Annotated in this window: 9 protein-coding genes; 3 read left to right on the top strand and 6 right to left on the bottom strand. The window is 69.1% G+C overall.

The window, feature by feature from the left end:
* Position 1: 1 nt before the first annotated feature.
* The 6 genes from DIE16_RS19850 to DIE16_RS19875 form a co-directional block, all read right to left on the bottom strand.
* Positions 2–1,654 carry a CTP synthase gene (locus DIE16_RS19850; protein WP_124488302.1) on the bottom strand — a complete coding sequence of 551 codons (1,653 nt, stop codon included), beginning with the start codon at positions 1,652–1,654 and terminating at the stop codon, positions 2–4.
* Positions 1,655–1,829: 175 nt separating this feature from the next.
* Positions 1,830–2,675 carry an alpha/beta fold hydrolase gene (locus tag DIE16_RS19855; RefSeq protein WP_044848179.1) on the bottom strand — a complete coding sequence of 282 codons (846 nt, stop codon included), beginning with the start codon at positions 2,673–2,675 and terminating at the stop codon, positions 1,830–1,832.
* A 330-nt stretch (positions 2,676–3,005) separates the two neighbouring features.
* Positions 3,006–5,513, bottom strand: coding sequence for a DNA internalization-related competence protein ComEC/Rec2 (locus DIE16_RS19860; RefSeq protein ID WP_124893279.1), 2,508 nt, complete (start codon positions 5,511–5,513; stop codon positions 3,006–3,008).
* A gap of 57 nt (positions 5,514–5,570) precedes the next feature.
* Positions 5,571–6,359, bottom strand: coding sequence for a TatD family hydrolase (locus tag DIE16_RS19865; protein WP_044848181.1), 789 nt, complete (start codon positions 6,357–6,359; stop codon positions 5,571–5,573).
* Between the two features lie 64 nt (positions 6,360–6,423).
* Entirely contained in the window at positions 6,424–7,182 is a 759-nt protein-coding gene (gene lolD / locus DIE16_RS19870; RefSeq protein ID WP_081051465.1) for a lipoprotein-releasing ABC transporter ATP-binding protein LolD, read from the bottom strand.
* Positions 7,175–8,428, bottom strand: a complete 1,254-nt coding sequence (locus tag DIE16_RS19875; protein WP_124893280.1) for a lipoprotein-releasing ABC transporter permease subunit — start codon at positions 8,426–8,428, stop codon at positions 7,175–7,177. Before DIE16_RS19875 ends, lolD begins: the two co-directional genes overlap by 8 nt.
* A gap of 146 nt (positions 8,429–8,574) precedes the next feature.
* Here DIE16_RS19875 and DIE16_RS19880 point away from each other — a divergent pair, with 146 nt between their 5' ends.
* The 3 genes from DIE16_RS19880 to prfB all read left to right on the top strand — a co-directional run bounded on the left by DIE16_RS19880 (position 8,575) and on the right by prfB (position 12,645).
* Positions 8,575–9,651: a regulator gene (locus DIE16_RS19880; RefSeq protein ID WP_185735489.1), complete on the top strand. Its 1,077-nt coding sequence runs from the start codon at positions 8,575–8,577 to the stop codon at positions 9,649–9,651.
* A 10-nt stretch (positions 9,652–9,661) separates the two neighbouring features.
* Positions 9,662–11,359, top strand: coding sequence for a single-stranded-DNA-specific exonuclease RecJ (recJ, locus tag DIE16_RS19885; RefSeq protein ID WP_124893282.1), 1,698 nt, complete (start codon positions 9,662–9,664; stop codon positions 11,357–11,359).
* A gap of 181 nt (positions 11,360–11,540) precedes the next feature.
* A protein-coding gene (prfB, locus tag DIE16_RS19890) for a peptide chain release factor 2 (RefSeq protein ID WP_124488306.1) occupies positions 11,541–12,645 on the top strand; the annotation gives its coding sequence in 2 pieces (ribosomal slippage) (positions 11,541–11,621 and positions 11,623–12,645; 1,104 coding nt in all).
* Positions 12,646–12,656: the final 11 nt, after the last annotated feature.

The raw sequence follows: 12,656 nt of genomic DNA on the forward strand, positions 1-12,656 counted from the left end.
TTTACACTCCGCGCGCTTGCTTGTTGGCGAGCGCGGCTTCGACGAACGACTTGAAGAGGGGATGACCGTCACGCGGCGTGGACGTGAATTCCGGGTGGAACTGGACGCCGACGAACCACGGGTGCATCGAGCGCGGCAGCTCCATCATTTCCGGCAGATCCTCGCTCGGGGTACGGGCGCTGATGATAAGGCCGCCGGCTTCGAGCTGGGGCACGAAGCGGTTATTGACTTCATAACGGTGGCGATGGCGCTCGTTCACGTCCTTGCCATAGATCTCTTCGGCCATCGTGCCGGGCTTGATCGGGCAGCGTTGCGAGCCGAGGCGCATCGTGCCGCCGAGATCGGATTCCTCGGTGCGCGTCTCGACCTTGCCTTCGCGGTCGTGCCACTCGGTGATCAGCGCGACCACGCGTTCCGGCGTTTCCGGATCGAATTCCGTGCTGTTCGCCTGCTTCAGGCCGACGACGTCGCGCGCGAATTCGATCACCGCGAGCTGCATGCCGAGACAGATGCCGAGGTACGGCACCTTTGCCTCGCGCGCATAGCGGATCGCCGCGATCTTGCCTTCCGTGCCGCGACGGCCGAAACCGCCCGGCACCAGCACGGCGTCGAGATGCTTCAGGCTGTCGACACCGTTCGTCTCGATCTCTTCCGAGTCGATGTACTCGATGTTGACCTTGGTCGACGTGTGCAGCGATGCGTGGCGCAGCGCCTCGATCAGCGACTTGTACGACTCGGTCAGATCGACGTACTTGCCGACCATGCCGATCGTCACTTCGTGTTTCGGGTTTTCCAGCTTCTCGACGAGCTCCGACCACATGCTCAGGTCGGCGTCCTTCGGCGACAGCTTCAGCTCTTCGCAGATGATCCGGTCGAGGCCCTGGTCGTGCAGCATCTGCGGAATCTTGTAGATGCTGTCGGCGTCCCACACCGAGATCACGGCGTCTTCCGGCACGTTCGAGAACATCGAGATCTTCTTCGATTCGTCGTCCGGGATGCGGCGGTCCGCACGGCACAGCAGCACGTGCGGCAGGATGCCGATCTCGCGCAGCTTCTGCACGCTGTGCTGGGTCGGCTTCGTCTTCAGCTCGCCGGCCGTCGCGACGTACGGCACGAGCGTCAGGTGCACGAAGCACGCGCTGTTGCGGCCGAGGCGCAGGCTCATCTGGCGCGCGGCCTCGAGGAACGGCAGCGACTCGATGTCACCGACCGTGCCGCCGATCTCGACGATCGCGACGTCCGGTTCGCCGCAGGTGGCCGATGCCGCCCCGCGCTCGATGAACGCCTGGATTTCGTTCGTGATGTGCGGAATCACCTGCACGGTCTTGCCGAGATAGTCGCCGCGGCGTTCCTTGCGGATCACCGATTCGTAGATCTGGCCGGTCGTGAAGTTGTTGGCCTTGCGCATCTTCGTGCTGATGAAGCGCTCGTAGTGGCCGAGGTCGAGGTCGGTCTCCGCTCCGTCTTCCGTCACGAACACTTCGCCGTGCTGGAACGGGCTCATCGTGCCGGGGTCGACGTTGATGTAGGGATCGAGTTTGAGGAGGGTGACTTTCAGACCGCGCGATTCGAGGATCGCGGCGAGAGAGGCGGCGGCAATACCCTTGCCGAGGGAAGAAACTACGCCGCCGGTGACGAAAACATATTTGGTCATCGCTGGATGCTCGCGGGAAAAACGGATTATACCGTAAAGCCCGCCCTTCTCTCAGCAATTGACGCGATGATCCCGCCCTTTCGCGCTGTGCCGCGCCAGCCGTGCGCGCCGGGGCGAACCGGCCGGCCGGACGGTGCAACCGCGCACGCCGGACGCGGAGCACCGGACCAAGGCGTCAGGCGCTGTTCGCGAGCGCTGCGCTGTCGCGCGGCACGCCGCCCTCCGCCGTTTTCAGCGAATTCAGCATCCGCTGCAATGCGCGGGCCGTCTCGATCGGCCGCTCCATCGGGAACAGGTGGCTGCCCTCGATCCATTCGATGCGCCCGCGCGCGGCGCGGCGCGTCGCCTCGAGCCCGACCTGCCGCACCTCGCGCGAGCGCGTGCCGGCGAGAAAGCCGAGCGGCACCGGCGCGCCGTGCGCGAGCCGCGGGCCGAGCGTGTGCGGCAGCGTCCGGTAGATCAGGTATTCGACCTGCCGGTCGAATGCGAGCGCGCGTTCGCCGTCGGCGCCCGCCTGCGGGATGCCGTGGTCGATGTAGTCCGACAGCATCCGCTCGTCCCAGCGCGCGAACGCGGGTTTCTCGTGAAAGTGCCGCCAGGCTTCGTCGCGGCTCGCCCAGCGCGTGCGCCGGTTGCGCGTCGCGGCCGCCGGCGACAGCCGCTCGTCGAGCCCGGCCCACTGGCTCGCGCGCAGCGCGCCGGCGCGCCATCCCGCGATGATCGGTGAATCGATCATCACCACGCCGCGCACCCAGTGCGGTTTTTTCAGCGCTGCCATCAGCGACAGGTAGCCGCCGAGCGAATGGCCGACGAGCCAGACCGGGCGCTCGTAGCGGCTGCCGATGTCGTCGAGCAGCTGCTCGACGAGATGCGGCCAGTCGCGCGTCACCGGGTAGCGGCGGTCGTGACCGATGCGCTCGATGTAACGCAGGTCGTAGTCGTCTGCCAGCTCGGCGAAGATCGTCCGGTACGTCGAGGCCGGAAAACCGTTCGCATGCGAGAAGTGGAGGATGTCCTTCAAACGCCAATGTCTCCTTTGTCGACGGGAGTTGGCGCTTCAGCGCCTACTCCTGTCCCATGCTTCGCGGTCGACGGGAGTTGGCGCTTTAGCGCTTACTCCCGTCCCATGCTTCGCGGTCGACGGGAGTTGGCGCTTCAGCGCCTACTCCTGTCCCATGCTTCGCGGTCGACGGGAGCTGGCGCTTCAGCGCCTACTCCCGTCCCATGCTTCGCGGTCGACCGGAGTTGGTGCTTTAGCATTTACTCCCGTCCCATGCTTCGCGATCGGCGGGCTCCGCTGCTCCAGCACGTGTCCGGTCTCTTCGTTCCTGCTGCGCGCCATCACACCAACTCACCGGTCCATCCAGTACCGTCGCTGCGCATCGCGATAACGCTCGAACGCAAAACCGCCGTCCGCCGGCGCGACGTCGAACCGCACGGCCCCGTCGCGATCGGTGCGCGGCAGCGGAATCCCGCGCGCCTCGTAGCGCGCGAGGACCGTCCGGTGCGGATGCCCGAAGCGATTGCGATAGCCTACAGGAAATACCGCGACGCGCGGCCCGACCGAATCGAGGAAAGGCTCGACCGACGACGTGCGGCTGCCATGGTGCGGCACGACGAGGATCTGCGCGGCCAGCGCGTCGCGCGCATCGGCCACCAGGCGGCGCTCGGCGCGCGCCTCGATGTCGCCCGTCAGCAGGGCCGACGTGCCCACCGCGTCGATGCGCAGCACGCACGATTGTTCGTTCGACGGACCGGCCCCCGCCATGCGCGGCGGCCACAGCATCGTGAACACGACACCGTCCCAGCTCCACCGCTGCCCGGCCGCGCAAGGCAACCGATCGGTCACGCCGGCCGCCTGCGCGTCGCGCCACAGCCGGTGCCGCGGCGCGATGCCGGCAAGCAGCTGACGCACGTCGACCGCCGCATAGACGGCCGCCGCGCCGCCCGCGTGATCGGCGTCCGCATGACTGAGCACGAGCGTATCGACGGTCCGGATTCCGCGCGAGCGCAACGACGGCGCAACGATCCGCTGGCCGGCATGGGTCGACTCCGGCCCCGGCCCCGCATCGAACAGCAAGGTCCGGCGCGCGGTCTCGACCAGCACCGACGCGCCCTGCCCGACGTCGAGCACGGTCAGCCGGAAGCCGCCCGGCGGCGGTTTATCCGGCGCCGGCACAAGCAGCGGCAGCCACGTGATCGGCGCGGCCCAGCGCAGCGGCCAGCCGCGCGGCATCAACACCCATGCGACGCCGATGCACGCCAGCATCAACACCGGCCAGTCAGGCATGCGCAGCCAGAATACGCCGGCCGGCCAGTCGGCGAGATGCCCCAGCAGCGCCATCATCGGTTCGAGCGCCGCATGCGCGAGCCGGAACGCATAGCCGTCCAACGGCGCGGGCAACCCGATACCGGCGAGCACGACCGGCGTCACGACGGCGCTGACCCACGGAATCGCGAACGCATTGCCGAACGGGCCGGATACCGAGATCTGCGCGAACCACGCGGCCGTCAGCGGCGCGAGGCCGATCGTCACCGCGTACTGCACGCGCGTGGCCTCCGCGATTCGGCGCCCGGCACGCGCGCACCCTGCTCGCAGCCACCTCCAGCGGTCGACCGCGATGGTGCCATCCCCCGCACCGTCGCCGCTGTCGTGCCTGTCGCCCCCGTCGAATTCGCGCACCGCGCGCCAGCCCGCGACCGCCATCAGGATCACTGCAACCGCGCCGAACGACAGCCAGAACCCGGCGGACAACACGGCCCACGGATCGGCGAGCAGCACGCCGCCGAGCGCCGCGCACAGCACCGTGGACGTCGGCACGCTGCGTCCGGCCAGATAGGCGGCCGCACCGGCCGCGATCATCCACCATGCGCGCTGCGCCGGCACGTTGAAGCCGGCGAGCGCTGCATAGCCGGCGGCTGCCGTCAGCGCGGCAACCGAAGCCACGTAAGGCGCGGGAATCATCAGCGCCGCCGCACGTCCTCGCCAGCGCAGACGCCGCCAGACGATCGATGCGATCCCGCCGGCGAGCGCGCCGACGAGCCCGACGTGCAGCCCGGAGATCGCGACCAGATGACTCGTGCCCGTATTGCGCAGCACGCGCCACGCGTCGTCGCCGATGCCGGATTGATCGCCGACCGCGAGCGCGGTCACGATGCCGTGATGGCGCGCGCCGCTGCCGAGCGCATCGCCGATACCGGCACGCAGCGCGTCGCGCAGCCGATCGATCGACGCGCGCCATCCCGACGCACGCGCGTCGAGCAGTTCCGCCCGCTCGGGCGCGACCACATAGCCGATCGCGCGAATGCCCGCGGCGAGCCATGCCGCCTCGCTGTCTCGCACGCCGGGATTCGCCTCGGCATGCGGACGCTTCAGGCGCACGACGAGGCGCCAGCGCTGCGCGGCGCGCAAATCGGGCATCGCGTCGCGTGCCGCGGGCGCGCCGTACGTGCGCCATGACAACCGGATCACGGGAGGAAACCGGGCCAGCGCCGCATCGTTCGATTCGACGGCAAACAGCAGTCGCGAGCCGGTGTCGTCGATCACCGGCAACCCGCGGATCACGCCAGTGACGACGATGTTGCGCCCTTCCCGCTCGACGGGCAGGCTGTCACGCAGCCGCCATTCGGCGCGCGCGGCCGCATAGCCGAATCCGATCGCACCGGCGGCGCACGCGCACAGCACCCACCGGAGCGCGACGATCGCGCGGGTTCGACGGCGCCGCGCACACCATGCGAGCAGCGCGCCGCAACCGGCCAGCACCGCCGCCCCGCCTGCCCAGCCGCCCGCGCCCGGCAACGCCGCCTGCCGCTGCAGCACGACGACGCCGAGCGCGAACGCGATCCACCACACGCGCATCGCGCCTCCTCGTCGACCTGACGCCGCCGCTATCGAGACGGCGCCTTCCGGCAGCGATTATGCGGACGAAAGGGCGAGTCGCGGCAGCGCGGCGAGCGCGTTAGCCGTTGTGGATAGGGACAGCGCGTGCGCGTCGATCCCGCGCAGCTCGGCGAGCACGGCACCGATGCGCGGCACCTGGTCGGGCGCGTTGCGAGACTTGTACGCCCATTCGGGCGCGATGTCGGGCGCGTCGGTCTCGACGACGATCGCGTCGAGCGGCAACTGCGCGGCGAGCCGGCGGATCTGCAACGCGCGTCCGAACGTCACGTTGCCGCCGAAACCGAGATGCAGCCCCTGTGCGAGATACGCGTCGGCCTGCTGGAAACTGCCGTTGAACGCATGCGCGATGCCGCGCCGCACGCCGAAGCGGCGCAGCCCGGCGAGCACGCGGTCCTGCGACTTGCGCACGTGGCACAGCACCGGCAGGTCGAATTCCCGCGCGAGCTTGAGCTGCCCTTGATAGAAGAATTGCTGCCGCGCTTCGTCGAGCCCCGGCACGAAGTAGTCGAGCCCGATCTCGCCGATCGCGACGAAGCGCGGATCGTCGAGGCTCGCCTCGATCTCCATGCGCAGCCGGTCGAGATCCTCGTCGCGTGCGTGCGGCGTATACATCGGGTGGATGCCGAGCGCATAGACCGCGCCCGGTGTGCGCTGCGCCAGTTCGCGCACGGTCGTGAAGTTGTCGCGCCCGATGCTCGGAATCACGATGCGAGACACGCCGGCCGCACGCGCCGCCTGCGTGACCGCGTCGCGGTCGGCGTCGAATTCGGCGGCATCGAGATGGCAATGCGTATCGATCCACATGGCGGCTTTCCTGCGCCCCGCCGCAACGCCGGGACTCGTCCGGCGGCACGGCGGAGGCGTTCGTTCACACCGGCAGCGCCGGCTCCTCGTGCAGCACGCCGTCGCGCAGGCGCATGATGCGGTCGCAGCGCGCGGCGAGCTCGGGATCGTGCGTGACGATCACGAAGCTCGTTTCGAGCGTCTCGGACAACTCGAGCATCAGGTTGAACACGGTATCGGCCGTCGTGCCGTCGAGGTTGCCGGTCGGCTCGTCGGCGAGCACGCAGGCCGGCTTCGTCACCAGCGCGCGCGCGATCGCGACGCGCTGCCGCTCGCCGCCCGACAGCTCGCCCGGCCGGTGCTTCGCACGCGGGCCGAGACCGACACGTTCGAGCATCGCCTGTGCCTGCGCGCGCGCGTCCTCGGTCGTCATCCGGCGGATGCGCAGCGGCATCGCGACGTTGTCGAGCGCGGTGAATTCCGGCAGCAGGTGATGGAACTGGTAGACGAAGCCGAGCGCGCGGTTGCGCAGCTCGTTGCGCTCGCGCTCGGCGAGCTGCGTAAACGGCTTGCCGAGCAGCGACACTTCGCCCGCGCTCGGCTCGTCGAGGCCGCCCAGCACGTGCAGCAGCGTGCTCTTGCCGGAGCCCGACGCGCCGACGACCGCCAGCTTCTCGCCGCGCCGCACCGTCAGCTCGGTGTTGTTGAGCACCTGCACGTTGAAGCCGCCCTGCACGAACGCCTTCGTGATCCCGCGCGCCTGAAGCACGTATTCCTGCATACCTGCCGAATCCTGTCTGATGGGTTGTCGTGAATCCGCGAATGCGGTCGCGCGATCATTCATAGCGCAGCGCCTCCGCCGGCTTCACCTTCGCGCCGCGCCAGCTCGGATAGAGCGTCGCGACGGCCGACAGCACGAACGCGATCAGGCCGATCTTGATGACGTCGCCCGCGACGAGCTCGGACGGCAGCTCGCTGATGAAGTACACCGACGGCGGCAGGAACTGCACGCCGAACAGATGCTCGATCATCGGGATCAGCCACGGAATGCTCCACGCGATCAGGCAGCCGAGCGCGACGCCCGATGCGGTGCCGACGAAGCCGATCGTCACGCCCTGCACGACGAAGATCTTCATGATCGAGCCCGGCTGCGCGCCGAGCGTGCGCAGGATCGCGATGTCGGCCTGCTTGTTGGTCACCGTCATCACGAGCGACGACACGAGGTTGAACGCTGCCACCGCGATGATCAGCGTGAGGATGATGAACATCATCCGCTTCTCGATCTGCACGGCCGAGAACCAGGTCTTGTTCTGCTGGGTCCAGTCGCGGATGTACAGGCTGCCCGACAGCGTATGCGACAGCTCGACCGCGACCTGCGGCGCCTTCTGCATGTCGGTGAGCCGCAGCCGCACGCCGGTCGGCGCGGCCATCCGGAACAGCGCCTCCGCGTCGCGGATGTTGATCATCGCGAGCGTGCTGTCGTATTCGTAGTGGCCCGACTCGAACACGCCGACGACCGTGAACTGCTTGAGCCGCGGCATCATCCCGGCCGGCGTGATCGTGCCTTCGGGAGCGACGAGCGTGACCTTGTCGCCGACCGTCACGCCGAGGTTGCCGGCGAGCGCGTCGCCGAGCACGATGCCGAACTGGCCGGGCACGAGCGCGGCGAGCTGGCCCGCCTTCATGTCCTTGCCGATGTCCGACACCTCCGGTTCGAGCGACGGCTCGACGCCGCGCAGCATCACGCCGCTCACCGCGTCCTGGCGCGTGAGCAGCGCCTGCGCGTCGACGTACGGCGCCGCGCCCGTCACCGACGGATTGCGGCGCGCTTCCTGCGCGGTCAGTTGCCAGTCGGGCATCGAGCCGGTCGGCGAGAACACCTCGACGTGCGCGAGCACCGACAGCATGCGGTCGCGCACTTCCTTCTGGAAGCCGTTCATCACGGACAGCACGACGATCAGCGCCGCGACGCCGAGCGCGATCCCGAGCATCGACACGAGCGCGATGAAGGAAATGAAGCCGTTGCCGGTCGTGCGTTTGCCGGCGCGCGTGTAGCGCCAGCCGATCTGCCATTCGTACGGAAGTTTCAAGCGAATCCTTTCTGCTGGTTACGGCGGGGATGGCGGCCCGAGGCCGGAGCGCCGCCCGGGGCGCGGTCGAAAAAAGCGGTCGCCGGACGCAATCGGGCCCAATCGGACCGTCAGCCGGCCCGATCACGCGCGCAGTTTGCCATACAATGCGCACCATCATGCACGACCGACGCCTCCATTTTCTCGTTCCGTTCGCGCTGCCGTCGGCGGCCGATGCGGCCTCGTCCCTGCACACGCTGGACAGCCCCGCGCTCGAAAAGTTGCTCGCCCGCGCGAGCCTCGTCGAGCGCGTGGCCGGCGAAGACTTCCAGCGCACGCTGCCGCACGAGCGCTGGCTGGCCCGCCGGTTCGGCGCGACCCAGGGCAACGCCGCCGACGAGGCGCCGCTCGCGCCCTACATGCTGCTGGCGGACGGCGGCGACCCGGGCACCCAGGCCTGGGCGTGCGTCGAGCCCGTCCATGTCGAAATCGCGCACGATCACCTCGTGCTCGTCGACCCGGCGAGCCTCGCGCTCGACGACGGCGACGCCGCCGCGTTGCTGGCGGTCGCGCGCCCGCTGATCGAGGAGCTCGGCGTGCGACTGGAAGCGCCGCATCCGGCGCGCTGGTACCTGTCCAGCGAGCAGCTCGCCCGCCTCGCCGGTGCCGCGCCGCTGCGCGCCAGCGGCCGCAACATCGAGATCTGGTTGCCGCACGAGGCGCACACCGGCGAACGCTCGCGGATGTGGATGAAGCTGCAGAACGAAGTGCAGATGGCGTGGTTTCAGCATCCGGTCAACGAAGCGCGCGAAGCGCGCGGGTTGCCCGCCGTCAATTCGATCTGGTTCCACGCGCAGGGCACGCTGAAGCCGGTCGGCAAGCCGTTCGCGCGCGTGCTGTCCGTGTCGCCCGCCGCGCTCGGCCTCGCGCGCGCGGCGCAGGCCGAGGCCGGCGCCGTGCCGGCCGCATTCGGCACATTGCCCGCCGCCGCCGGCGCGACGCTCGTCGAGCTGCCCACGCTGTCCGCCCCGTTCATCGAACAGGACTGGGCACGCTGGCACGACGCGCTCGCCGCGCTCGAGCGCGACTGGTTCGCGCCCGCCCTCGCCGCGCTGCAGAACGGCGAGCTGGCCGGCGTCGACTTCACGCTGTGCGGCGACACCAGCTCCGTGACGCTGCACGCGACGCGCGGCGACCTGCGCAAGTTCTGGCGCCGCCGCGCGCTGGCATCCCTGTTCGAATAACCCGACCTGTATGACCCGGATCGTTACCCGCCCCGTCGCGCCCGCCGACGCCGAAGCGCTCGCGCGCCACGGCCTGCATCCCGTCCTCGCGCGCCTGTACGCGTCGCGCGGCGTGCAGTCCCCGACCGACATCGAGACGGCGCTCGCGCGCCTCGTGCCGCCCACCGAACTGAAAGGCTGCGCGGACGCCGCGGCGCTGCTCGCCGACGCGATCGCCGACCAGCGGCGCCTGCTGGTCGTCGCCGACTACGACTGCGACGGCGCGACCGCCTGCGCGGTCGCGGTGCGCGGCCTGCGGATGTTCGGCGCGCAAATCGACTACCTGGTGCCGAACCGCTTCGAATACGGCTACGGGCTCACGCCAGAGATCGTCGAACTCGCGGCCGCGCGCAAGCCCGACCTGCTGATCACCGTCGACAACGGGATCGCGAGCGTCGCGGGCGTCGACGCCGCGAACGCACGCGGCATCGACGTGCTCGTGACCGACCACCACCTGCCCGGCGACGCGCTGCCCGCCGCGCGCGCGATCGTCAACCCGAACCAGCCCGGCTGCGCGTTCCCGAGCAAGCACATCGCCGGCGTCGGCGTGATGTTCTACGTGCTGCTCGCGCTGCGCGCCGAGCTGCGCCGCCGCGGCGCATTCGCGAGCAAGGAAGCCGAACCGCGCCTCGACGGGCTGCTCGACCTCGTCGCGCTCGGCACCGTCGCCGACGTCGTGCGGCTCGACGGCAACAATCGCGTGCTCGTCGCACAGGGGCTGCAGCGCATCCGCAACGGCCGCATGCAGCCGGGTATCGCCGCGCTGTTCCGCGCCGCCGGCCGCGAGGCGCGCACCGCATCGGGCTTCGACCTCGGCTTCGGCCTCGGCCCGCGCCTGAACGCCGCCGGGCGGCTCTCGGACATGTCGCTCGGCATCGAGTGCCTGATCACCGACGACATCGGCCGCGCGTGGGACCTCGCGCAGCAGCTCGACGTGATGAACCGCGAGCGCCGCGAGATCGAGGCCGGCATGCAGCAGCAGGCGCTCGCCGATCTCGCCGACGTCGATCCGGCCGACGCATGCACGATCACGCTGTTCAATCCCGAGTGGCACCAGGGCGTGATCGGCATCGTCGCCGGACGGCTCAAGGAGAAATTCCACCGCCCGTCGTTCACGTTCGCGCATGCGGACGAGGCCGGCACGCGGGTCAAGGGTTCCGGCCGCTCGATTCCCGGCTTCCACCTGCGCGATGCGCTCGACCTCGTGTCGAAGCGCGAGCCCGACCTGATCGTCGCGTTCGGCGGCCACGCGATGGCGGCCGGTCTCACGCTCGACACCGACAACGTGCCGCGCTTCGCGGCCGCGTTCGAGGCCGTCGCGCGCGAATGGCTGTCCGACGACGCGCTGGCGCGCGTGATCGAGACCGACGGCGAACTCGAGGAAGCGTATTTCACGCCGCAGTTCGTCGGGTTGCTCGACGAAGCCGTCTGGGGCCAGGGCTTTCCGGCCCCGCTTTTCTCCGGCGAATTCGACGTCGTGTCGCAGTCGCTCGTGAAGGAAAAGCACCTGAAGCTGCAACTGGCGCGCGGCCGCCAGCGCTTCAACGCGATCTGGTTCAACCACACCGAGCCGCTGCCGGCGAGCGCGCTGATCGCGTACCGCCTCGTGGCCGACACGTGGAACGGCGTGACGCGCGTCCAGCTGATCGTCGAACACGCGGCCGGCTGAGCGCCGACCGGCCGGCCACCCGGCCCGCGGCGCCCGCGGGCCATGTGCGAACCATGCGGACCACATGCGCGCCGCGCCGGACGGGGCCGCGGCGCGCGCGCAAGCACACTCCGCGTCACCGGGAAACCCTGCCGATCGGCTATAATTCCGCTTTTTTACGAAGCAAGAACAGCGAACGATCATGGAAGCGGAACGTCTCAACGCGATCGAAAGCTCCCTGCTCGACCTGCGCAACCGCGCGGGCGAGCTTCGGGGGTATCTTTGACTACGACGCCAAAGCTGCGCGTCTGACCGAAGTCAACAAGGAACTCGAGGACCCGAACGTCTGGAACGATTCGAAGAACGCCCAGGCGCTCGGCCGCGAGAAAAAGCTGCTCGAAGGCGTCGTCACGACGCTGACGGCGCTCGATAGCGACCTGCGCGATGCGCTCGATCTGTTCGAGCTCGCACGCGAGGAAGGCGACGAAGACACCCTCGTCGCATCGGAAGACGACGCGAAGAAGCTCGAAGCACGCGTCGGCGACATCGAGTTCCGCCGGATGTTCTCGAACCCGGCCGACCCGAACAACTGCTTCATCGACATCCAGGCCGGCGCCGGCGGCACCGAGGCGTGCGACTGGGCATCGATGCTGCTGCGCCAGTACCTGCGCTACTGCGAACGCAAGGGCTTCAAGGCCGAGGTGCTCGAAGAGTCCGACGGCGACGTCGCCGGCATCAAGAACGCGACGGTCAAGGTCACGGGCGAATACGCATACGGCTTCCTGCGCACCGAAACGGGCATCCACCGCCTCGTGCGCAAGTCGCCGTTCGACTCGTCGGGCGGCCGTCACACGTCGTTCTCGTCGGTGTTCGTCTATCCGGAAATCGACGATTCGATCGAAGTCGAGATCAACCCGGCCGACCTGCGCATCGACACGTACCGCGCCTCGGGCGCGGGCGGCCAGCACATCAACAAGACCGACTCCGCGGTGCGGATCACGCACATGCCGACCGGTATCGTCGTGCAGTGCCAGAACGACCGCTCGCAGCACCGCAACCGCGCCGAAGCAATGGCGATGCTGAAATCGCGCCTGTACGAAGTCGAAATGCGCAAGCGCCAGGCCGAACAGGACAAGCTCGAATCGAGCAAGACCGATGTGGGCTGGGGCCACCAGATCCGTTCGTACGTGCTCGACCAGAGCCGCGTGAAGGACCTGCGCACGAACGTCGAAATGAGCAACACGAGAGCCGTCCTCGACGGCGATCTCGACGACTTCATCAGCGCGAGCCTCAAACAGGGCGTGTAAGCGCCGCGGCG

Source organism: Burkholderia sp. Bp9090 (genome assembly GCF_003857985.1).
Taxonomy (GTDB): Bacteria; Pseudomonadota; Gammaproteobacteria; order Burkholderiales; family Burkholderiaceae; genus Burkholderia.

Excerpts from the sequence above, each read along its gene's own strand:
- lolD (WP_081051465.1), bottom strand. The coding sequence starts at position 7,182 with ATGAATGATCGCGCGACCGCATTCGCGGATTCACGACAACCCATCAGA.
- DIE16_RS19860 (WP_124893279.1), bottom strand. The coding sequence starts at position 5,513 with ATGCGCGTGTGGTGGATCGCGTTCGCGCTCGGCGTCGTCGTGCTGCAG.
- recJ (WP_124893282.1), top strand. The coding sequence starts at position 9,662 with ATGACCCGGATCGTTACCCGCCCCGTCGCGCCCGCCGACGCCGAAGCG.
- DIE16_RS19865 (WP_044848181.1), bottom strand. The coding sequence starts at position 6,359 with ATGTGGATCGATACGCATTGCCATCTCGATGCCGCCGAATTCGACGCC.
- DIE16_RS19850 (WP_124488302.1), bottom strand. The coding sequence starts at position 1,654 with ATGACCAAATATGTTTTCGTCACCGGCGGCGTAGTTTCTTCCCTCGGC.
- DIE16_RS19880 (WP_185735489.1), top strand. The coding sequence starts at position 8,575 with ATGCGCACCATCATGCACGACCGACGCCTCCATTTTCTCGTTCCGTTC.